Consider the following 22,351-nt stretch of genomic DNA (forward strand, 5'->3'; position numbering starts at 1 on the left):
AAACATCAACGGGCGGAAAACTCTAATCGGCGGTGCCACTAAAACAGGGGTGTTTACACCATGACGACATTCGCTATGCCTTCACCTTGCTGGGCTGCTCACAGGTCTGCTTCAAGCAACCCAAAAGGCAATGTTGAAAGGACTTCTTACTTCGGTAGGGCGTTGATCCTGAAGTTGGCGCGCAGGAGGTCGGACATGGGCACGCCCATGGGCTCGAACCACTCGCTGTAGATCGTCTCGATCTCACCGGTGCGAAACAGTGCGGCCAACCGGCGGTTGACCACCAGACGGAACTTGCTGTCGTTCTGCGGGAGCATAATGGCGTAGGGATCGTAGGACAGGAAATCGCCCACTACCTCGTAGGTGTCGGGGTCCCTCGCCTTCGCGATCAAACCGTAGAGCAGGATGTCATCGGTCGAATAGGCATCCACGCGGTCGGTCTGCAACGCCAAAAACCCTTCCGCATGATCCCTCACGGACACGACGTTCACGTCCTGGATACCAAGTTCCTGGATGGCGGTCTTGACCACGCGCTCATTGGTGGTGCCTTGGGCCAGCGCGATGGGCTTGCCTGACAGGTCCTCAACCGTGACGATGCCGCTACCCTTCTTGGTCAGCAGCTTCGTGCCGGTGATATAGGTGATAGCAGCGTAATCTACCTGCTGCTGGCGGGTCAGGTTGTTGGTGGTCGAGCCGCACTCCAGGTTGAGGGTGCCGTTGGTCATCAGCGGTATGCGGGTCTGGGGCGTCACCGGCACCCACCTGATGTTCAACTCGTCGACACCGATTTCGCTCTTGATCTCGTCCACGATCTGCATGCAGATGTCTATCGTATAGCCAACCGGTTGTTGGTCATCGCCGATATAGGAGAACGGAACCGAGGTCTCGCGGTGGCCGATCGTGATGACACCGCTTTGTTTGATCTTGCTGAGGGTGGGGCCGAATTCCTGGGCGCCGACGGTGCCGATGGTCGACAGGCCGATCACTGCGGCGGTAAACAATGTTCCGAGACGTGTTATTTTCATTTTCATCCCCTTGCTCGGTTGAGCAGGCAGTCAGTTATTGTTGGGTGTTCTACCATTCCTATTCAAAAGCCCGGTCGCAGGCGAGCCACCGTCCGCCACTGGCAACCTTATTCATCTTAGTACGCGCCGGCCAATGTGGCTCATGCCAAGATACTCAAGAGCAATTGGTTTATTGCATAGTCGATGGAAATCACTTTGGTTTCAGCCCTCGACGGCCCTCACCACTTCCTCCGCCAGGATCTGCAAGGAATCATGAACGGGCACGGCGGTGTTCAAGTCGCTTTGGATAACCGATAACTCGGTACAGGCCAAAACCAGCACATCGGCGCCTTGTCTATCCAGGTCGTCGGCAGCGCGATTGAAGCCATCCAGGGTAGCTGCGTGGCGTCTCTCGCCCCGCTTGACGGCGCGAATGACCTCGAGCAGCGCATCCTCATCCTGGGGATACATCAGCGTCAGACCGACATCATCCGCGTAGCGCTCATAGAGGCCGATCTTGCGCAGCGCCGGCGAGGCCAGCATGCCGATCCGTGCGCCAGGCGCTGCTGTGTGCACGGCACTCAAGGTCAACTGAATCATGTTCAGTACGGGAATGGCGACGGCTTCTTGAGCATAGTCCCAGTAGTAGTGGGCCGTATTGCAGGGCATGGCCAGAAATCGAGCCCCGGCGTTTTCGAGGCGCTGCGCCATGGCGGCGATCGTGGGGCCGGGGTTTTCGCCATCCCCTTCGATCAATGCCTTGATGCGGGACGGCACCTTAGGATTGTTGTCGACCAGCAGGTGAATATGATCCGAGTCGTCCCGGGCCGGAGTGGCGTTGATGACCCGCTGCATGAACTCGACGGTGGCATCCGGGCCCATACCGCCAATCACGCCGACGATGGGATGCGCTTTGGCAGCGGGGCTCGGAGCTCTGGCGTCGGTCATTCGCTTTCCTGCAGTGCTTCAATGATGAGCCGTGCGATTGCCCGGCAATCTTCCTCATCGAAGGTCAGCGGAATGCGTAGATCACAAAGTGTGGCCAGCATCTTTTCCGTGTTAGGGACTGATCGCGTATTGCCCAGATAGCGCCAGCTGTCGTAGCGACTGGTGTAATCCTCGGGCTCGTGCTGGCCGTACCACTTGAGCGGTATGCTGCGCCGTTCGCAACCCGCAATGAAGGCGGCGATGCGTTCACGCGACAGTTCAGGCAGACGAAATTGAATGGAGCTGCCGACGAAGCCTTCCTCCGGCGGCCTTGGAATCAGGACAACCGATTTCTCTTGGCCGAAACCTTCCTCCAGCACGCGATAGAGACGATTCCAGCGCTCTCGCCGATCCGGCATTTCTGCCAATTGAGGCCGCAGCACCGCAGCGCGCAAATTGTCCATGCGTCCGCTGCAATTGGGGGTCTGCAGGCGTACATCACCGAAGCTGTCAGCGCCTGGAGCCGCCAGATGGCGGTCATAAAGCATGTAGGAACCGGAAAGAATGACCGCGCGGCGCATGATCTCCGGATCGTCCGTGGTCAACAGCCCACCCTCGCCGGAGTTGAGGTGCTTGTAGGTCTGGGTGCTGAAACAACCGATCTTGCCGAAGGTACCGCTTGGCTGCCCTTTCCAGGAAGCGCCCATGGTATGAGCGCAGTCCTCGATCAGCACGATATCCAGTTCGTTACAGGCCGCGACGATGGCCTGCATGTCGCCGATATGACCGCGCATGTGGGAAAGCAGGAAGAAGCGGGCACCGCTTTCTTCGGCAGCTCGACGCAGGTCGTCGACATCAACCGTGGAGTCATCCTGAATATCGACCAGCACTGGGACGCCGCCGGCGCCGTGAATACTGCCCGGGACCGGTGACAGAGTGAAGGCGTTACACAGCACCTTGTCACCGAATTGCAACCCTGCAGCGCGCAGGGCGATCTGCATGGCGTAGCCACCGGAGGCGCAGGCCAGGCAATAAGGTACGCCAAGACTGTCGGCGAACTCCTGCTCGAGCAGCGCGGTTTCGCCGCGTTCCCCTTCCGCTAGGTTGTAGCGATGCAGGCGTCCGCTGCGCATCACAGCCACTGCTGCCTCGATGGCCGCCTCAGGTATCGGCTCCTGCTGGGTGAAGGATTTTGAAAAGATGTGCATGGCCGCCCCCTTGCTCAGTAGCGCTGCTGATCGTGAACCGGGAAGTCCCACTCCTGCTCGGGAAAGTACTTGCGCAGCCGCCAGTCGCAGGCGCGGGCGTGTCCTTCCATGCCTTCGGTGCGCGAGATACGCGACCCAGCGGCACTAAAGGTCAGGTTGGCCTCTTCGCTCAACTGCTGGGTGGTCAACACCTTCATGAACTTTTGGACGTTAAGGCCGCCGCTATACCGTCCAGCGCGCTTGGTCGGCAGGATATGGTTGGTGCCGGAGCACTTGTCACCGTGGGTCACGGTGCTGCCCTCACCCAAAAACAGCGAGCCGTAGTTGTTCAGATTATGCTTCCACCACTGAAGGTCTTCGCACAGCACCTGCAGGTGCTCGCAGGCGTAGCGATCACTGACCTCGACAACCTCTTCGCGACTGTCGCAGAGGATGACTTCACCGTAATCTTCCCATGCCGCATGCACCACGTCCGCGTTGGGCATATCGTCGGCGACCTTGGGCAGCAGTTCGATCACCGCGCGACCCACGCGCTCGGAATCGGTGAACAACCACACCGGGGAGTTGGGGCCATGTTCCGCCTGGGAAACCAGATCGACCGCGATGGTCATGGGGTCGGCGCTGTCGTCGGCAATGATCGCCGACTCCGTGGGCCCGGCGAACACATCGATGCCCACCTGGCCGAACAACAGACGCTTGGCCTCGGCCACATAGGCGTTGCCCGGGCCTACCAGGATATCCGCCTCGCGGCCGGTGAAGAGCCCGAAGGCCATGCTGGCCATGGCATGCACGCCGCCCATTTCGAGAATCATGTCGGCGCCGGCCACGTCGAGCGCGTAAGTCACCGCGGGATCGATGCTGTCACCACGCGGCGGCGAACAGGCCACCACGAAGGGCACCCCGGCGGCCTTGGCGGTAGCCACGCTCATCAGCGCCGAGGCGGCATGGGCGTAGCGCCCACCGGGAATATAACAACCTGCACACTGCACCGGCAGTATGCGCTGGCCCAGGATGACGCCCTGCTCGGTCTCGATCTCGAACCCCTGCAGGCTGTCCCGCTGGGCTTCGGCGAAACGGCGTATCTGGCGGTGTGCAAAATCGATATCGTCCTTGACCGTTTGCGGTACCTTGGCGATCAAGGCCTGGCGCTTGTCATCGCTGAGCACGAAGTCGCCGGTCCAGTTGTCGAATTTCTGCGCATATTCGCGCACGGCAACTTCGCCGCGCTCACGAATATCATCGAGCATGTCACGCACGGCCTGTGTGACGCGCTGATCTTCGGCGTCAGCGCCGGAGGATGCGGCGGCGGATTTCAAATGTCGTATTGTCACTGTTGTCACCTCTCTCGCATGCTATCCAGGAAAATTATAATTGATCCGCATCGGTGGCCAGCGTTGCTCCGATCCTGCCGATCTCTTTTACCAACAGATCGAGATCCTCGAATCGCGTGCGGTGGTTCGTGATGTTGACCCTGATCGCGGTGTTGTCGTGAATAATGGTGGTCGAGGGGGCAGCGATGCCCTGGAGTTGCAGCTGGATGACGATCTCTTCATTCAAGCGATTCAACGCAGATGAATCCAACTTGGGATGGACATAGCGAAAGCAGCAGATATTCATCGCGACCGGCGCCAACACTTCCATATTCGACTGAGTCGCGACCTGTTCTGCCAGATAAGCCGCCTGATCGCAGTTGCGCGTGATCAGCTGACCCAGTTTGTCAGTGCCGTGTTCATTGAGCTGGGCCCAGATCTTGAGCGCTCGAAAGCCACGGGACAGTTCGGGGCCATACTCCACCGGCCAAGGGTTGCCGGCGGCCATGCCTCGGTCAGCCCCCTTGAGGTAGTCAGGACGATCGGAAAATGTTCGGCGGTGGGCGTCTTCGGACCGGATGAGGACGAAGCCGGCGTCGTAGTTGACATGCAGCCACTTGTGAAAATCGAACGCCAGAGAATCGGCGCGTTTCAATCCGCTCAGGCGCGGGCGAAGCCGATCACTGAGAACGCCAGTGGCACCGAACGCACCGTCAACGTGAAACCATAGGCCTTCCTGGGCCGCGAGATCTGCAATGGCTTCCAGGTCATCGATCGCGCCGACATTGACCGCGCCGGCAGTGCCGATGATGGCAAACGGCGTGCGCCCTTCTGCCCGATCCGTGGCGATCGCGGTTTCAAGCGCGTCCACATCGATCTGGAAACGATCGTTGACCGGAATCTTACGTAAGGCATCCGCACCGAGACCCAGAATATCGAAGGCACGTGCGACGCAGGAGTGGGTCTGCGTAGACGTGTAGCCGACCAGCGGTGCGTCGCCGACGCCTGCGTGCGACTGGCAAAATCGAGACACCGATCCCTTGCCACCTTCAAGGCAATCACGGTCGCAATCGATGTACCGGACACGATCAAGCCGCTGGCGGTCTCGGGGAACTCGAACAATTCCCGGCACCATTTCACCACTTGTTTTTCCACGTACATCGCGCCGTGGTCTCGACCGCCCAGATTGGCATTCATCGCCGCCACCGCGATCTCGGCGATCAGGTTTCCCGGGGTGCCGGACCCATGCACCCAGCCAAAAAACCGCGGGTGGGTATTGCCGATGCCGTAAGGCAGCAAGGCCTCGATCTGCTGCTGGGTCGCTGCCGCCCCCTGGCCATTGATCGGCAGTTCAGCTTGAAGCAACTGCTTCATTTCCGGCGGCACTTCATTCCAGACGCGGCCTTGGCGGGCGACCTGCATCTTATCGACCGCGGCATCTAGCATCTTATGGGCAAGCGCTCGAAATTCATCCCAGTCGTCGGGATCAAGAGACAAGTCTTCGGGGGGTTGTGAGGAATTCATGAGGATATACCTTCGGAGGATCAGGAAAGCACAGGCGCGTTATCGGACGCCGTCTCGTACTCTCTATGCCAGCTCGTAAGTGTCGAAAACAACAGTACCATGAGCCAGGACCCAGCATACGGATTCATGCCAGCGGACAAGGTCGAGATCATGGGCTGCTTGTAAAGCTTTGCAGTAGTGAGCGTCGGCGTGCCAGATGATTACCACGCCGTGAGGGAGGATGTAGAAAACGTGTTGGCATCATCGAGACGGGCACGTTTTTCAAGGCAGCCGAACGACGCCATGTTACCCAGCCGGCCTTTTCGCGTCGCATTCGCCAATTGAAGGAGCGACCACAATGCAAGAGACACCGCCTTCGGTTTGATCGGGATAGGCTAGCGCCAACGTTCCTTATGAGCAGGCCTCAGGGTGCTACGCCTTCACGAAGTTTGTAGAAGACAAGATCACCAATTTGATTCGTCTTGATGAAGTTCCTGCCCCAGCCCGGCGATATTTGCCGCTGATGGAAATACAGGGCGCCATCGATTCTGTCTGGCAGTTGCCCATTGAGGGCTCGTCGCGCAATTTCCTTGGCAAAGGTATAAGACTGCTCGTTTTGCGCATGATCCATACGGCCATCGCACCACCAGGAGAACTGGCAGCTTCCCTGCTCGCCACCTTGCCTGACTACCTCACATACCGTTTCCGGAAAGCCTTCATGACCCAGGCGATTGATCACCACACTGGCGACGGCCTCCATGGTGGCAACGCTTTCGCCCCGGGCCTCCCAGTAGATGGCCCGGGCAAGACAGGTAATCGGATCATCCAGGGGGGCCGTCCCGGTCGGATCGACGGCTTGCACCCCGGGTTTGGTGATCACCAGGGAATCGGGAGGATTTATATCACTGCCTTCCGTCACAACCGTCTGCTCCAGTGCCTCCGCTTTTTCCTTGGCAATTTCCGCTTTCTGAGCCCGGTCAGCTGCAAATACTTGACTGGAAAAAGAAAGAAAAAGTACTGCAACAAAGGTCACTATCCATTTCCAGCCTTGATACATGATCAAACCTCTTGAAGGAACAAACCTGCTTGTGACGGCTCGACGCGCTAACGAAATCGAGTTTGCTGCCACCAGTATTTAGCCACAGCCAACCGCGCTTGGCACCTGCAGGGTAGCGATGAATTTCTTAGACGATCGAACCAATTTGGGGCTCATAAAATAATATTGCGCGCCCCAATTTTTGGTGATATTTGATTGCCATACCTATAGCTATTGGCAAACAGAATGCTCTACGCGCTTAGTCTGATCGTGGGTGTTATCGTCTTGACCCTCGGCGGTGAAGGCCTGATCCGGGGCGCCATAGCAGCAGCCAAGCGCCTGGGGGTATCGCCGCTTTTGACCGGGCTTGTGATCGTGGGTTTTGGCACTTCCATGCCGGAGCTTGTGGTATCGGTGAATGCGTCGCTCAACGCGCAGCCGGACATTGCCGTCGGTAACATCGTCGGCAGCAATATCGGCAACACCTTGCTGATCCTCGGGCTATGCGCGCTGATCACACCATTGACGGTGCAACCCCTGGCGCTGAGACGCGATGGGCTGGTAGTGGTAGCCGCCAGTATCCTGTTCCTCCTGCTCTCCATGAGCGGCACCCTGGGGCGCACCGATGCAGCCATCTTCCTTACCTGCCTGGTCGTCTATCTGATCTGGGCCTATCGTAGCGAGAGCGGCCAGCATGACCCCGCAGCGGAAGTGCATAACGCCGAGGCGGAGACGGTAAGTGCGCTCCCGCGCAGCTGGTTCTTCATCGGTCTTGCTCTGGTAGGGGGACTGGCGCTATTGATCGGCGGCTCGCGTCTGTTGCTCTACGGCGCCATTGGCATCGCCCAGGCCGCAGGCATCCCTGAGGCGGTGATAGGCCTAACGCTGGTGGCGGTGGGCACCTCCCTGCCGGAACTTGCCGTTTCCGCCATCGCCGCGTTGAGACGCCAGGCGGATGTAGCCGTGGGCAATATCCTGGGCAGCAACATCTTCAACCTACTAGGCATTCTCGGCGTCTCGGCGTTTCTGCAGCCCTTGCCCTTGGCAGCGCGTATCCAGGCGTTCGATCAGTGGATCTTGCTGGGTTCGGCAGGCGTGTTAATGGTCTTTCTCTACACCGGACTGCGCTTGTCTCGCATAGAAGGGGCTGTTCTGCTGGCGAGCTACGCCGTCTATATATGGCTGAGCTTCACGATGTTTTAATCGGCCATCTACCTGAGCTCATACACCAGGGCGTGCAGGATTGCTACAATGGTGAGTAGCAGCTAGCGCGAACCGGATGATTGCCTCGCTACTTGACATTGCTATATATCGGGCCGGTCGCTTAAAAATCCACCACCACATTGCCTTTTGGCCTACTGCAGCAAGAGAGGATATACCCCGCCTCGATATCATCGTCGGTAATGCCGCCGTTATGATCCATTTCCACCTCCCCGGATTTGATGCCTACCCGGCAGGTGCCACAGATGCCCATGCCGCAGGCCTTGGGAATGTGCAGGCCCAGCTTGGCAGCGGCAGCATGGATCGTCTCATCAGGTTGAATGCGCACGCTCTTGCCGGAGCCGGCAAATTCGATACTAAGCATTTCGGCATAGTCGATCTCTTCCGCGGCGGCTTCGGCCTGCTCTGCCAGCTCCAGCACCTCCTCGCGCACTTCCAACGGCGTGGCACCAAAAAGCTCTTCGTGGTAATGACTCATATCGAAGCCATTATTTCGCAGGATATGCTTGATCGCGTTCATGTAGGGCGCGGGGCCGCAGCAGAAGATCTCCCGTTCGAGATAGTCCGGGGCCATTAGCTCCAGCATGGGCTGGGTCAGGTAGCCCCGGTAGCCAGCCCAGGTTTCACCGATATCGTCCTTGTTTTCACAGATCACATGCAGCTTGAACTCCGGAAGCCGCGAGAACATGTGAATGAGTTCGCGATGATAGATCACATCCCGGGGCGCCCGTGCGCTATGGATGAACTCGACGTCGACACTGGCATTGGTATCAAACAGCCAGCGGGTCATGGACATCAGCGGTGTGATACCCACGCCTCCAGAGAGAAACAGCAGCTTGTCCGCGGGAAAATCCATGATGTTGAAGTTGCCTACGGGCCCATGTACCGCCAGCTCGTCTCCTTCCTTGAGCGAATCGTGCAGCCAGTTGGAGACCTTTCCCCCGGGCATGCGTTTGACGGTGATCGAAAAACTGTAGGGGATCGAAGGAGAGCTTGAGATGGTATAAGAGCGCATGATTTGCTCGCCACCGATATCAAGCTCCAGGGTGACGAACTGGCCGGGCTTGAAGAAATAAAGTAGCGGCTGCTCAGCCATGAAGCAGAAGGTGCGCACGTCCGCGGTTTCCTGGATCGTCTTGACACAGCGCACCAGGTGACGGCCATTGGTCCAGGTCTGGGTAGTAACTGGGTTCAAGAAATTCATTGCCATTGTTATTCCCGTCCTGTCCCTTTCAACCTGCTCATGCTCGCATTCTGCGCATACCGCTTGAGACCAACTTGTCTCTCAGCGACACCGGCATACCTCAAACAGCCAGTCGAACGGCGTATTTTTATCCCCCAGGTCGTCCATGAATCGTCCCGCGTCGCACATGGACAACTGCGCTATCAAGACTTGCTCCACACTCAGCTCGAATACCACCTAACAATAATATTGACATCATCACCGTACTTAACGCCCCCCGGTGATGGATGAGGACCCTCGACATGAATCTGATCGCTCATTCCGGTTTGAATGATTCTCTGGCCCAGGCACGCGAGGCCGCCACTGAACTGCTGAACACGCGCCTCCCGAAATTTTCGTTGCCTCAACCGCTCTACATCGACGAGCAAATCTACGCCCTGGACCTGCAAGAGATCTTCGAGAAGGAGTGGCTGTTCGCCGGCATGACCTGCGAGATTCCTGCCAAGGGCAACTTCATGACCCTGCAGATCGGCAACAATCCGATCATCATCCTGCGGGGCGACAACGGCGTCATACAGGGCTTTCACAACGTCTGCCGCCACCGCGGGTCACGCCTATGTGCCGCTGAAAAAGGCAAGGTCGCCAAGCTGGTATGCCCCTATCATCAGTGGACCTATGAGCTGGATGGCCGCCTGCTGTTCGCCGGCGACATGGGGAAAAGCTTCAATCCTGCGGACTACCGTCTGAAGCCAATTCATGTGAGCACCGCCGGCGGCTATATCTTCGTCAGCCTGGCTGAAGAACCCGCTGACAATAGCGAATTTCTGACTCAGCTCGAGCACTATCTGGCACCCCACCAGATGGACAACGTCAAGGTGGCGGCCCAGTCCCATATCGTCGAGGAGGCCAACTGGAAGCTGGTGGTCGAAAACAATCGCGAGTGCTATCACTGCAACGGTTCTCACCCGGAGCTGATGAACTCGCTGCTGGAGTTCGACGACACCGAGGACGTGCGTGCCACCCCGGCCTACAAGACCCAGGTTGCCCGTATGCGGGATAAGTGGGACAAGTTGGAGGCGGCCTGGCAGCTCCAGTTTTTCGGTCGTCAGAACCGGCTGACCCGCACCCCGCTGAAGGATGGCACCAGCTCCATGACCCTGGACGGCAAGCCAGCCTGCAAGAAGCTGATGGGCAACATGATGGACCCGGAAATGGGGGCGCTGCGCATCCTGCATCTGCCCAACTCCTGGAACCACTTCATGGCGGATCATGGCGTCGTGTTCCGCATCCTGCCGTTGGGCCCGCAGCAGACCCTGGTGACCACCAAATGGCTGGTGCACAAGGATGCGGTGGAAGGCGTCGATTACGACCCGGTGGAAATGCGCAAGGTATGGGATGCCACCAATCTGCAGGATCGGCGTATCACCGAGGACAACCAGCGCGGCATCAACTCCGTGGCCTATCAGCCCGGCCCCTACTCTGAGACCTTCGAGTTCGGCGTGATCGATTTCGTCGACTGGTACAGCGAGCGCATGCTGGCGAATCTCAGTGACGAAGCGCCTTCGCTGCACTTGGCCAGAGGCTAGCCCGGAAACGCCTGCTGGGTTGCCGGCAGGCTGATCCAGACGGAGGTCTTTTGCCATGGCCGGAAAATGCTCCATGCAATTCCGGCATTTCCGCCATCCATGGCGGTCAGATGGCAAAAGTAGATACGGCCTGTCGACGGAATTAGCCCCAAGAGATTTGCGCTGTTCTTGCCTGGAGTCCCCTGATGAACACCCGCGATCCGCTGCTGCAGCCTTTTTCGCTACGCCACCTGACCCTCAAGAACCGCATCGTCAGCGCCGCTCATGAGCCGGCTTATTCCGAAGAGGCATGCCCAAGGCGCGCTACCGGCTTTACCACGAAGCAAAGGCCCGGGGCGGCATGGCCATGACCATGGTCGGCGGCAGCGCAGTGGTCGCCCCGGACAGCCCCCCGGCCTTCGGCAATCTGTTGCTGTACAAGGACGAAATCGTTCCCTGGCTCAGTGAACTCGCCGACGCCGTGCACCACTACGATTGCGCGATCATGTGCCAGGTCACCCACCTGGGCCGACGCACCCGCTACAACGCCGGCGACTGGCTGCCGGTGATCGCCGCCTCTGGGCTGCGCGAGCCCGCTCATCGCGCCTTTCCCAAGGTCGCCGAGGAGCACGATCTTGAGCGTATCGCCAGGGCCTACGCCGATGGTGCCGCGCGCTGCCAGGCCGCCGGTCTCGACGGCATCGAGATCGAGGCCTATGGGCATTTCTTCGACGGCTTCCTGTCACCCTGGACCAACCGCCGCGACGACGCCTGGGGTGGAGAACTGGTCAACCGCCTGCGCTTCCCGCTGATGGTCATCGACGCCGTGCGCGCCGCGGTCGGTCCCGATTTTCTCGTCGGTATCCGCCTGGTGGTCGATGAGCTGTTGCCGCACGGTCTAGGGCGCGACGAAGGACTGGAGGTCTGCCGGTTGCTCGAACAGGGCGGGGCCATCGACTTCCTCAACGTGATTCGTGGCCACATCGACTCCGATGCAGGGTTGGCGGAGGTGATTCCCAACATGGGGGCGCCCACCGCGCCGCATCTGACCTTCGTCGGTGAAGTACGCCGCGCCACCGGGCTGCCGGTGTTGCATGCGTCACGCATCAACGACGTGGCCACGGCGCGCTACGCCATTCGTGAAGGCCTGCTCGATCTGGTGGGAATGGTTCGCGCCCACATGGCGGAGCCGAATATCACCGCGCTGATCGAATCCGGCGAGGAGGAACGCATTCGCCCTTGCGTGGGGGCCGGCTACTGTATCGACGGCATCTACGAGAACGGCGCCGCCTACTGCATTCATAACCCGGCCACCGGTCGCGAGGGAAGCCTGCCCCACGTGATCGCCCGGGACGTCGACGCACCACGCCATGTGGTGGTGATCGGCGCCGGCCCCGCGGGGCTCGAAGCAGCACGCGCCAGCGCCGAGCGCGGTCATCGGGTCACCCTGGTCGAGGCCAACGACATGGCCGGCGGCCAGGTCCGCATCGCCAGCCTGCTCGAACGTCGTCGCGAGATGCTCGGCATCACCGAATGGCGGCTCGCTGAATGCCAGCGTCTGGGTGTTGCGCTACAGTTCAACTGCTACGCCGAGGCTGACGACGTCCTGGCCTTCGAGCCCGACGTGGTGATCCTCGCCACCGGCGGCTTGCCCCAGGTGCATCCCGAACTCCAGGCCGGCGAGTCACTGGTGCAGTCGAGCTGGGACGCCCTGGCGGACCCGGTACGCGCCGGCGAGCGGGTGCTGGTGTTCGACGATCACGGTGGCTACCCCGCACTTTCCGCCGCGGAACATCTGATCAATCATGGCGCTCATGTCCACATCGCCACCCCGGAGCGCACCCTGGGTATCGAGGTCGGCGGCACCAACTTCCCTGCGTACTTTCAGGCGTTCGATCGTGGCGGGGCGCAGATTCATCTCAACCGCTTCCTGTGCCGGGTCGAATCGACCCCTGACGGCTTGCAAGCATCCCTGAGCAGCCCGTACTGCAGCGACACGCGGCAAACGCTGAGCGTTGATCGCGTTATCGTCGAGCATGGCACCGCCCCGCTGGATGAGCTCTATTTTGCGCTGAAACCCTTATCGAGCAACGGCGGCGAGCTGGACATCGACGCCTTCATCGCTCATGCCCCACAAGCAAAGCGCACCAACCCGCTGGGGCGTTTCCAGCTCTTTCGCATCGGCGATGCTGTCGCCAGCCGCAACGTGCATGCGGCGGTTTATGATGGGTTGCGCCTGGCACTGGGACTTTAGCCAGGTGTTTGGAGACTTTAGCCAAGTGCCTGGAGACTTTAGCGAAGTGCCGGTAGCAGGAAACGCTCAATGACTTGACGCACCTCAGGCAGCAGTATGTCGGACTTGCTCATCAGCTCCTCAACCAGCCTCTGCAAACCGGGCACCTCGCCTTGAATGTGCTGATGCAAGGTCCTGCGAGCGCATTCTTCGGGGTCCGCATCGGCGGGAATGGCAACCCCTAAGTTTACTAGTCGCGCCCGAAAATCATCATCATCGATCAATTCGGCAATCATCATGGCGTATCACCTTGTGCTGGTAATTTTAGCTGCGTGTCAGTATGCAACACGTCAGCGCAACACGCCTTCTTCCTGGAGCAATCTGAAGATCGCCTCGGCGCCCTGTTCCGGCGTCACATCCGCCAGTATCTGACCACCGCCGCCTTCGGCCTTGGCCGCGGCGGCCTTGAAGCGGTCCCGTGCCGAGGTCGCCTTGATGATCTTGAGGCGCTTGGGCCGTTTGCGCGCCGGCTGTACCCGCCACTCGGCGAAAGCCGCGTCCTGCACACTGGCATGTGCCACAGGCTCGAAAACGCCGCGCCGGGCCGGGCCAAAGGCGCTCTGGCGCGCGGCCGGCGCGCTGCTATCCACGGTGACAATCGCCGGCAGGCGCACCCGCAGGCGCCGTCGCTGGCCCCGGGGCAGTGCCTGTAGCAGCGTGGCCTCGCCCTGCTCGATGCGCTCTATCGAGGCCAGGCCGGCCACGATCGGCCACCCCAGGGCGTCGGCCAGCAGGTATGGCAGCAAACCGGACCCTTCACCGGTTTCCGCCCGGGCGCCGGTCAACACGAGTTGCGGGGCGGTTTCGCGCAGCCTGTCGCTCAGGGCCGCAATCACATCGGCCCCTTGTTCTTGCTCAATCAATTCGAGCGCATCGAACCCCATGCCCAGATAAGCTCGCAGGGCGGCCTCACTGTCCTGATCAAGCTGCCCCGCATGCAGCAATCGGGGCTGTGCGTCGCCCAAGGACAGTGCCATCTCCACGGCGCGCGCATCCTGATCGGCGCGCCGGGCCCGGCCGGTCAGCGGATGACGACCCAGCGAGATGAGCACCGCGACGCTTGGTTGCTCACTGATGTGTGCTTGCTTCCGAGCACTGGTCGGAGAGTTCGTATCATGCGGCATCACGTGACTCCTGCTGCTGTTGCCGATACTGCTCGACCAGCGCCACCAGCGCCTCGAGGATCTGGGACGCATCGCCCAGCACGGCAAGATCGGCGCGCTTGACCATGTCGCAGCCGCCATCGGAATTGATCGCCACGACCTTGTCGCAGCTCTGTATGCCTTGCAGGTGCTGAATGGCGCCGCTGATTCCTACCGCCACATAGACCCGGGCGGTGACCCAGGTGCCGGTCGCCCCGACCTGGCGATCCCGTGGCATGAAGCCATCGTCCACCGCCACCCGGGATGCCCCCTTGGTCGCCTGCAGCACCTCCGCGGCGCGGTGGTAGCCTTCCCAATTCTTGACGCCATTGCCGGCGGACAGGATAAACTCGGCCTCGGCGAGCGACACTCCTGCAGGATCGACGGCCACCGCGCCCATATCCCTGATGCGCGAGAGCGTCTCGGGCAGCTTCTGGGCAAGCTCAACGGGGCGCGCCGCATGACGCGCCTCATAGACCGGTTCGGCACATTCGGCAAGCGCCAGCACCACCCGCGGTAGCGGCCGCTGAATGTCGCTGGTCCCTGCCGCGCCTCGAGCGAGACACTGCCAGCCCCCGTTGCCTGCATCCGCATTCAGCTGCCAGACGCCGGTGGCCGGACGCTCGCCGAGTCGGGCCGCCAGCCGTCGTCCCAGGTCGGCACCGCCTAGGGCGGAGTCCGGCAGCAGCCAATAACGCGGCGCCCATTGCCGTTCTACTGCCAGCAACGCCGCCAGTCGCGCTTCCGGCGTGTAACCCGCAAAGGCGTCGTCATCGAGATGCAGCAGACGATCGATGCCGGCCTCACCCAGGCTATCCTCCTTGTGTTCGCCGAAGAGCACGGCCAGTACCGCCCCGGGACGCTGCGGATCCGCGTCGGCAAGCCTGCGCGCCAGGCCCAGCACATCGCGATCCTGGGACGACAGACGCCCTGCGCTCATGTCGGGCACTACGGCGACCACAAAGGCCGGCGTCTCGATGTCAATCCATTTGCGCGCATCCACCGCTGCGCCGCGCTGGCGGGTGTCGCTTGCCGTGGCGGCCTGCTGGGTGCCGCTGCGGTCGATACGCTTGAGGCCACTAGGGCCGATGAAGCCCACGGCATGCGGATCGCGGCGTGTCAGGCCGTTGGGGCCGAGCCATTCGGCAGACGCCGCCCCTCGCCCCAGCTCGGCCAGCACCCGCTGATGATCGGGATGCAGTCGGTTACGGGCAATCCACTCCTTACGCGGGTCGCGGCGTAGATCATCTTTCATGACACCAATGCCTCCTCGCTTTGCTGGGTACGATGGGTCGCGCGGCCTGGAGCGGGGTCTTCATTCAAAGCCTCGGCCACCAGCTCGGCGATATCGCGTACCTCGGCGCTGGTATTCACCACACCTTCCAGCATGACGGTGCACTGGGGGCAGCCCACCGCCACCAGCTCGGCGCCGGTTTCGCCTACGTCCTCCATGCGCATGTCGGGAATGCGCCGCTTGCCGGGAATGTCGGTGATCGGCGCGCCGCCGCCGCCACCGCAGCAGCGCGAGCGATAGCCCGAGCGCGCCATTTCCTTGACCTCGATACCCAGCGCCTGAAGCACGCGCCGCGGCGCCTCGTACTCGCCGTTGTAGCGGCCCAGGTAGCAGGGATCGTGATAGGTCACGCTGCCGCCTTTCCAGGCCTTCAGATTTAATCGCCCGCTGTCGAACAGCTCGGCGATGTAGGTGCTGTGGTGGAAGACGCTGTAGTGGCCGCCCAAGGCACCGTATTCATTTTTCAATACATGAAAACTATGCGGATCGCAGGTGAGGATATGTGTGAAGCGATACCGAGAAAGCGTGGCAATATTGCGCTTGGCGAGGCGCTGGAAGGTGGCCTCGTCACCCAGTCGCCGGGCCACATCACCGCTGTCCCGCTCTTCATTGCCCAGTACCGCGAAGTCGACCTCGGCGGCCCGCAATACTTTGGCCAAGGCGCGCAGGGTGCGCTGATTGCGCATGTCGAAGGCGCCGTCACCCAGCCATAGCAATACTTCGGCCTCTTGCCTGTCCGCCATCAGCGGCAGGTTCTGATCCGCCGCCCAGTTGAGCCGCGACCCAGGATCGAAGCCACCAGGGTTGTCGGTGGCGATCAGGTTGTCGAGCACGTCGCCGCCCTTGTTGGGCGTATTGCCGCGCTCCAGGGTCAAGAAGCGGCGCATGTCGACGATGGCGTCGACGTGCTCGATCATCATCGGGCATTCTTCGACACAGGCACGGCAGGTGGTGCAGGACCAGAGGGTATCGGCGTCGACAAGCGCCGTGCCGCCATTTGCAAAGGGACGCGCCACGATGGGCCCGTGGGGGTCGCCGGCATGCTCGCCGATCGGCTTGCCCGGGTAGGGGGAACCCGCGTAATGGGCATCGCTGCCGCCCACCATGCCCACCACCATGTCCTGGATCAGCTTCTTGGGATTGAGCGGCTGACCGGCGGCAAAGGCCGGGCAGACGGCCTCGCAACGCCCGCACTGTACGCAGGCATCAAAACCCAGCAGCTGATTCCAGGTGAAATCCTTGGGCGCCCCCACCCCAAGAGGCGCCCGCTCGTCATTCAGGTCCAAGGCCTTGAGGCCGGTGGAGCGCCCAGTCCCACCTTCTTTTGTGGAAAACCGTTCGGGGCGGCGGTGAAACGCCAGATGCAGGGCGCCGGCAAAGGCATGTTTCATCGGCCCGCCCCAGGTCATGCCGAACACCATTTCCGCCAAGCCCCAGGTCACGATGCCGGCCAGCACCAGCGCTGCTATCCAGCTGCCCAGATCCGCAGGCAATATTCCAACGCTTGGCAAGGTGATCACGAACACGCCCAGCGAAAACGCCATCAGACTCTTGGACAAACGCATCCAGGGCCCCTTTGAGAGCCGTGGCGGCGGCGGTCGCCGACGCTCGGCGACGAACAGACTACCAACGAACATGCAGGCACTCGCCGCCAGCAGCAACCAGCCCAGCACGCCCTCTAGCTTTTGTGAAGAACCGAGACCCAGGCCATGTACCAGGACCATTAGCACCGCCGCTGCCACAAATCCGCCGGCAGTGGCCACATGGGTGTTGGAGATGTACCTGTCCCGGGCCACCACATGGTGCAGATCGACCAGATAGCGCCGCGGCATCGCCGCCAGGCCCTTGGCAATGGGCACCGGCGAAGGACGCCCCTGGCGCCAAAGACGCACACGCCGTAGGGCACCGATGGCCGCCAGTGCCAGGGCAGCGAAGATCAAAATCGGCAGTAGGATATCGAGCATCGGGGTGGTCCTCTTAGAAGTCCTTGCATATCCGCAGGGCGTCGTAGATCGCCGCATGGGTATTGCGCGGCGCTGTACAATCGCCCAAACGGAACAGCAGGAAGCCGTCGCCGCCCTGCTCTTCATTCAGACTCGCCAGACAAGGCTGGGGCTGGATCGCGTAGAGCGCTTCTATATCGACCTGACCCTTGTTGCGGGATTGCTCCTTGAGGGTGTAGTAAAGCGTCTCATTGGGCCGCACGCCGTTCTCGACCACCACCTGATCGACCACCCGTTCTTCCTGGGCACCGGTGTACTCGTTCTCGAGTACCGCCACCAAGGAGCCGCCCTCACGATAGACTTTGTGCAGCATCAGGTCGGAGCTCATGATCACCTCTTTCTCGTAGAGGCTGCGGTAGTAGGTCGGGAAGGTGGTGCCCCCCACCGCGGCACCGGGCTTGATGTCATCGGTGACGATCTCGACCTTGGCGCCCTTGTCCGCCAGGTAATCCGCCACGGAGACGCCAGAGAATTCACAGATGGCGTCATAGATCAGCACGTTCTTGCCCGGCGCGACCTTGCCGCTGAGAATGTCCCAACTACTGACCACCAGGCTCTGCTCCGGGTGCTCCGAGTAGCCCCACTGCGGATGCTGCTCGAGGAAGGGATGGCCGCCGGTGGCCAGCACCAGGATGTCTGGACGCAGATCCTTGAGCGTGGCCTCGTCGGCGCGGGTGCCCAGACGCTGATCGACCCCGAGCCGGGTCAGCTCCAGCTGATACCAGCGGGTGATACCGGCAATCTGATCACGCTGCGGCGCCTTGGCCGCAATCGTAATCTGGCCGCCCAACTGCTCCTCGGCTTCGAACAAGGTGACGTCGTGACCACGCTCCGCGGCCACCCGGGCCGATTCCATGCCGCCGGGGCCGCCGCCGACCACCACCACCTTGCGCTTCGGGCCTTGGGACTTCTCGATGATGTGCGGCAGCCCCATGTACTCCCGCGAAGTGGCGGCGTTCTGGATGCACAGCACATCGAGGCCTTGATACTGGCGATCAATGCAGTAGTTGGCGCCCACGCACTGTTTGATCCGATCGACCTGCCCCATCTTGACCTTGGCGATCAGGTGCGGGTCGGCGATTTGCGCCCGGGTCATGCCCACCATGTCGACATAGCCGGCCTCGAGAATCCGCTCAGCCTGATTGGGGTCCTTGATGTTCTGGGCATGGATCACCGGTACGCTGACCACCTCCTTGATCCCCGCCGCCAGATGCAGGAAAGGTTCCGGCGGATAGGACATATTGGGAATCACGTTGGCCAGACTGTTATGGGTATCGCAGCCCGAGCCAATCACACCGAAGAAATCGACCTGGCCGGTGGCATCAAAGTAGGCGGCGATCTGCTTCATGTCCTCGTGGGTCAAACCATCCGGGTGAAACTCGTCGCCACAGATGCGCATGCCCACCACGAAGTCGTTACCCACTTCGGCACGCACCGCCTTGAGCACTTCCATGCCGAAACGCATGCGATTTTCGAAGCTGCCCCCCCATTGATCGGTGCGCTTGTTGACCCTCGGGCTCCAGAACTGATCGATCAGGTGCTGATGCACGGCGGACAATTCGACACCATCGAGTCCGCCTTCCTTGGCCCGGCGGGCGGCCTGAGCGAAGTTTTTGATGATGCGCCAGATCTCTTCCTCTTCAATGGTCTTGCAGGTCGAGCGATGTACCGGCTCGCGAATCCCCGAAGGAGACAGTAACGTCGACCAGTCGTAGCCGTCCCAGCGCGAGCGGCGGCCCATATGGGTGATCTGAATCATGATCTTACCGCCGTGCTTGTGCACCGCCTCTGCCAGATTCTGAAAATGCGGGATGATGCGATCGGTGGAGAGATTCACCGAACTCCACCAGCCTTGAGGGCTGTCGAGGGAGACCACCGACGACCCGCCGCAAATGGACAACCCGCACCCGCCCTTGGCCTTTTCCTCGTAATACTTGACGTAGCGCGCCGTGGTCATGCCGCCATCCGTGGCGTGAACTTCCGCGTGGGCGGTGCTGACCACGCGGTTACGAATGGTCTGCTTGCCGATCTGAATCGGCTCTAGAAGTGCGTCGAATGCCATGGGAAACGGTCCTCAGCCCTGGGGATGTTGAGCAAGCGGTGTGACGATGAAGAGGCCGTGATCGCAGCCTTCTTCGGCGGCGCTTTGTGTCTGCGCGGCCAGGGTACGCAGTTGGCTTCCTCGCGCCGCGAGAATCTGGTCCATGGCACCGGCGAACCAGCCGGTGAACATGTACTCGACTCGGTAGCCCGCCTTGCCCATTTGATACACGAAAGCGCTGTGCTCGAGATGCACTCGGGCAGTACCGGCCTCGAGATCGATGTCCTGGGTGATGAACTTGCCCCAGCCGCGCTGAGAAAGACGCGTCATGTAATGCTTAAACAGCGCTACACCGCTCAAGCCGTGCAGCTCGGCTTCCTTTTCGCACCAGTACCAGGCGCTCTTATAACCCGCGTGATAGAGAATCTCGGCGTATTTCTCCACCCCTAGCGCCTCTTCCACGGCGAGATGATTGTTAATGAAGAAATGGCGCGGCACATAGAGCATGGGCAGCGCATCGGTGATCCACACGCCGGTCTCGGCATCCACCTCGATGGGCAGTTCGGGGGCCATCTTGGTCACGGTCGTATTCCTCGGAAATAATTGTTCTGTCAGGTGAGCGGCGCCGGGGATAGGTCGTAGAGGGGGTCTTTTGCCATGGCCGGAAAAAGCTCCATGCAATTCCGGCATTTCCGCCATCCATGGCGGTCAGATAGCAAAAGTAGCGTCCAGGGAGGGATTCACAGCGCCCCCTCGTAGACCTATCGCCGGTAAAGCCGCATCTTTGGACGGGAGCCTACCCCACCACGGCGGCTTGCCCATCAGGCACCCCAGACATCCTTCAAGACACGCATCCAGTTTCCCCCCATGATCTTGCGCACCTGGGTCTCGCTTAGGCCACGCCGCAACAGCGCCTCGGTCAGATTGGGGAACTCGCCGATGGTGCGAATCCCCTCGGGATTGATGATCTTGCCGAAGCGGGTCAGGCGCCGGGCATAGCCCTTGTCATGGGTCAGCCATTCGAAGAAGTCAGGCCCATGGCCCTGGGTGAAATCCGTGCCGATGCCGATGGCGTCCTCGCCGACGATGTTCATCACGTACTCGATGGCCTCGACATAGTCGTCGATGGTGGCGTCGACCCCGGCGCGCAAGAAGGGCGTGAACATGGTCACACCGACGAAGCCGCCGTGGTCGGCGATGAACTTGAGTTCTTCGTCGGACTTGTTGCGCGGGTGCTCCTTGAGCCCCGATGGCAGGCAGTGGGAGTAGCACACCGGCTTTTGCGATTCGAGAATGACCTCCTCGGAAGTCTTGGCACCGACGTGGGACAAATCGCACAGGATACCGACGCGATTCATCTCGGCGACGATTTCGCGACCGAAGCCGGACAGGCCGCCGTCACGCTCGTAGCAGCCGGTACCCACCAGATTCTGGGTGTTGTAGCACAGCTGCACGACACCCACGCCGAGCTGCTTGAAGATCTCGACGTAGCCGATCTGGTCTTCGAAGGCATGGGCGTTTTGAAAACCAAAAATGATGCCGGTCTTGCCTTCTTCCTTGGCTCGGGTGATATCAGTGGTGCTACGTACCGGGCGCACCAGGTCGCTGCATTCGCGCATCAAGGCGTTGGTCTTGACGATATTGTCGACGGTGGCCTGAAAACCTTCCCATACCGAAACGGTGCAGTTGGCCGCGGTCAGGCCGCCTTTGCGCATGTCCTCGAGCAGTTCGCGGCTCCACTTGGCGATGATCAGGCCATCGATGACGATCGCGTCGTTGTGCAGGTCGGCAGGGGTCATGGTCGGCTCCAGCGCTAGTGGATAAAGGGCGTCTTGCGGCCAAGAATAGCGCTTTCCACCCGCCATCCGGCGCTTGGAAACGACAGTGAAAATTCTAAAAACGTCATGCCGGCCAATTTGCGACATCTGCTGACATGCACGATCGTCTATCAGCGACTAAAGGCTTTCTATGCGACTGCTCCACCATGAAACAGAGGGTGCGTACGTCCGTCGGCGGTTTCCTGTTCGCATCGGTGACGCGGTAGCCAGTCGCAATGTGCACGCGGAGGTCTACGACGGCCTGCGGCTCACGATGGATCTTCGCTGAACTGAAACAGCACTGGAACTAAAAGAGCCCGCTACCAACATTGTCGGTAGCGGGCTCTTTTCATGAGCAGAGTGACTATTCTTTCTTGCCTTTCCTTTGTTCCGGTGGCTCGGGTAGATCCGTACCCGGCATGGCTTCACCCCCGGAGCCAAAACCGGCCTTCTCCTGTTTGACCATACCACCTTCGGTATCGCCCTCGGGTTTATCCTGCCTTTTGCGGATATCCCCTTCCCCTTGTCTCGCTGATGCCTGGGGGCCGCTATCCTGCATCGCCGTCGTAGACTGTTGCGTGGGCTTGTCAGCCTCACTTTGCTCATCTTCGGCGAACGCCGGGGCTTCCATCGTCAATCCAAGTACGATTCCCAGCATTCCCAGTTCCTTGAGCAGTATCTTTGCCATCGTAACAAGCCCCCTCCATGATGATTGACTTGAGCGTAGACACTCCCTTTTTTGCTCGGGTTCACTGCTCGGCGTTTTAGCATCGCTTTTTGCACACTTGTTGTGCATTTCGCTTT

21 protein-coding genes are annotated in these 22,351 nt (G+C 60.6%); 6 read left to right on the forward strand and 15 right to left on the reverse strand.

Annotated features, from left to right (window positions below; translation table 11 throughout):
* Nucleotides 1–146: 146 nt before the first annotated feature.
* From CH74_RS02465 to CH74_RS02485, 5 genes are all read right to left on the reverse strand, one after another.
* The gene (locus CH74_RS02465) at nucleotides 147–1,025 is read right to left on the reverse strand and encodes an amino acid ABC transporter substrate-binding protein (protein ID WP_048305896.1); all 879 of its coding nucleotides are present in this window, start codon (nucleotides 1,023–1,025) and stop codon (nucleotides 147–149) included.
* 201 nt (nucleotides 1,026–1,226) lie between these two features.
* Nucleotides 1,227–1,952, reverse strand: a complete 726-nt coding sequence (locus CH74_RS02470; protein ID WP_048305897.1) for an aspartate/glutamate racemase family protein — start codon at nucleotides 1,950–1,952, stop codon at nucleotides 1,227–1,229.
* Nucleotides 1,949–3,139, reverse strand: a complete 1,191-nt coding sequence (locus tag CH74_RS02475) for a DegT/DnrJ/EryC1/StrS aminotransferase family protein (RefSeq protein ID WP_048305898.1) — start codon at nucleotides 3,137–3,139, stop codon at nucleotides 1,949–1,951. The genes CH74_RS02470 and CH74_RS02475 overlap by 4 nt, the downstream gene beginning before the upstream one ends.
* 14 nt (nucleotides 3,140–3,153) lie before the next feature.
* Complete coding sequence (gene hisD, locus CH74_RS02480; protein WP_301280845.1) at nucleotides 3,154–4,470, reverse strand: histidinol dehydrogenase; 1,317 nt, start codon at nucleotides 4,468–4,470, stop codon at nucleotides 3,154–3,156.
* A gap of 34 nt (nucleotides 4,471–4,504) precedes the next feature.
* Nucleotides 4,505–5,482, reverse strand: coding sequence for a pyridoxal-dependent decarboxylase (locus CH74_RS02485; protein WP_216594696.1), 978 nt, complete (start codon nucleotides 5,480–5,482; stop codon nucleotides 4,505–4,507).
* 110 nt (nucleotides 5,483–5,592) lie between these two features.
* Between CH74_RS02485 and CH74_RS18910 the strand changes: the two genes are divergently transcribed.
* Both CH74_RS18910 and CH74_RS19915 read left to right on the forward strand, forming a co-directional pair.
* Entirely contained in the window at nucleotides 5,593–5,892 is a 300-nt protein-coding gene (locus CH74_RS18910; RefSeq protein ID WP_216594701.1) for a hypothetical protein, read from the forward strand.
* A 323-nt stretch (nucleotides 5,893–6,215) separates the two neighbouring features.
* A complete protein-coding gene (locus CH74_RS19915) occupies nucleotides 6,216–6,407 on the forward strand; it encodes a LysR family transcriptional regulator (protein ID WP_367379081.1) in 192 nt (63 codons plus the stop codon).
* Here CH74_RS19915 and CH74_RS02490 read toward each other — a convergent pair.
* Nucleotides 6,377–7,009, reverse strand: a complete 633-nt coding sequence (locus CH74_RS02490) for a cell wall hydrolase (RefSeq protein ID WP_048305899.1) — start codon at nucleotides 7,007–7,009, stop codon at nucleotides 6,377–6,379. The genes CH74_RS19915 and CH74_RS02490 overlap by 31 nt on opposite strands.
* A 225-nt stretch (nucleotides 7,010–7,234) precedes the next feature.
* On the opposite strand from CH74_RS02490, the gene CH74_RS02495 reads away from it, so the two are divergent.
* Nucleotides 7,235–8,191 (forward strand): calcium/sodium antiporter, encoded by a 957-nt coding sequence (locus CH74_RS02495; RefSeq protein WP_048305900.1) that lies wholly within the window; start codon nucleotides 7,235–7,237, stop codon nucleotides 8,189–8,191.
* Nucleotides 8,192–8,312: 121 nt separating this feature from the next.
* Here CH74_RS02495 and CH74_RS02500 read toward each other — a convergent pair whose 3' ends face one another.
* The gene (locus CH74_RS02500) at nucleotides 8,313–9,419 is read right to left on the reverse strand and encodes a hybrid-cluster NAD(P)-dependent oxidoreductase (RefSeq protein WP_048305901.1); all 1,107 of its coding nucleotides are present in this window, start codon (nucleotides 9,417–9,419) and stop codon (nucleotides 8,313–8,315) included.
* Nucleotides 9,420–9,694: 275 nt separating this feature from the next.
* On the opposite strand from CH74_RS02500, the gene CH74_RS02505 reads away from it, so the two are divergent.
* The 3 genes from CH74_RS02505 (at nucleotide 9,695) to CH74_RS02510 (ending at nucleotide 13,211) form a co-directional block, all read left to right on the forward strand.
* The gene (locus tag CH74_RS02505; protein ID WP_048305902.1) at nucleotides 9,695–10,978 is read left to right on the forward strand and encodes an SRPBCC family protein; all 1,284 of its coding nucleotides are present in this window, start codon (nucleotides 9,695–9,697) and stop codon (nucleotides 10,976–10,978) included.
* Between the two features lie 185 nt (nucleotides 10,979–11,163).
* Entirely contained in the window at nucleotides 11,164–11,328 is a 165-nt protein-coding gene (locus CH74_RS19920) for a hypothetical protein (protein ID WP_367379076.1), read from the forward strand.
* Nucleotides 11,268–13,211 carry an FAD-dependent oxidoreductase gene (locus tag CH74_RS02510; RefSeq protein ID WP_367379077.1) on the forward strand — a complete coding sequence of 648 codons (1,944 nt, stop codon included), beginning with the start codon at nucleotides 11,268–11,270 and terminating at the stop codon, nucleotides 13,209–13,211. The genes CH74_RS19920 and CH74_RS02510 overlap by 61 nt, the downstream gene beginning before the upstream one ends.
* Before the next feature lie 38 nt (nucleotides 13,212–13,249).
* Here the strand turns inward: CH74_RS02510 and CH74_RS02515 are convergent, their stop codons facing one another.
* The 8 genes from CH74_RS02515 to CH74_RS02550 all read right to left on the reverse strand — a co-directional run bounded on the left by CH74_RS02515 (nucleotide 13,250) and on the right by CH74_RS02550 (nucleotide 22,235).
* Nucleotides 13,250–13,489, reverse strand: a complete 240-nt coding sequence (locus CH74_RS02515; RefSeq protein ID WP_048305903.1) for a hypothetical protein — start codon at nucleotides 13,487–13,489, stop codon at nucleotides 13,250–13,252.
* 51 nt (nucleotides 13,490–13,540) lie between these two features.
* Nucleotides 13,541–14,374, reverse strand: coding sequence for an electron transfer flavoprotein subunit beta (locus tag CH74_RS02520; protein WP_048305904.1), 834 nt, complete (start codon nucleotides 14,372–14,374; stop codon nucleotides 13,541–13,543).
* A complete protein-coding gene (locus tag CH74_RS02525) occupies nucleotides 14,364–15,647 on the reverse strand; it encodes an electron transfer flavoprotein subunit alpha/FixB family protein (protein WP_048305905.1) in 1,284 nt (427 codons plus the stop codon). Before CH74_RS02525 ends, CH74_RS02520 begins: the two co-directional genes overlap by 11 nt.
* Entirely contained in the window at nucleotides 15,644–17,650 is a 2,007-nt protein-coding gene (locus CH74_RS02530; protein WP_048305906.1) for a (Fe-S)-binding protein, read from the reverse strand. Before CH74_RS02530 ends, CH74_RS02525 begins: the two co-directional genes overlap by 4 nt.
* Nucleotides 17,651–17,663: 13 nt before the next feature.
* Complete coding sequence (dgcA, locus tag CH74_RS02535) at nucleotides 17,664–19,751, reverse strand: dimethylglycine demethylation protein DgcA (RefSeq protein ID WP_048305907.1); 2,088 nt, start codon at nucleotides 19,749–19,751, stop codon at nucleotides 17,664–17,666.
* Between the two features lie 12 nt (nucleotides 19,752–19,763).
* The gene (locus tag CH74_RS02540) at nucleotides 19,764–20,312 is read right to left on the reverse strand and encodes a DUF5943 domain-containing protein (protein ID WP_048305908.1); all 549 of its coding nucleotides are present in this window, start codon (nucleotides 20,310–20,312) and stop codon (nucleotides 19,764–19,766) included.
* 239 nt (nucleotides 20,313–20,551) lie between these two features.
* The gene (locus tag CH74_RS02545) at nucleotides 20,552–21,529 is read right to left on the reverse strand and encodes a dipeptidase (RefSeq protein ID WP_048305909.1); all 978 of its coding nucleotides are present in this window, start codon (nucleotides 21,527–21,529) and stop codon (nucleotides 20,552–20,554) included.
* Nucleotides 21,530–21,911: 382 nt separating this feature from the next.
* Entirely contained in the window at nucleotides 21,912–22,235 is a 324-nt protein-coding gene (locus tag CH74_RS02550) for a hypothetical protein (RefSeq protein WP_048305910.1), read from the reverse strand.
* Nucleotides 22,236–22,351: the final 116 nt, after the last annotated feature.

The sequence above is a fragment of the Halomonas sp. PR-M31 genome, from assembly GCF_001039575.1.
Taxonomy (GTDB): Bacteria; Pseudomonadota; Gammaproteobacteria; order Pseudomonadales; family Halomonadaceae; genus Modicisalibacter.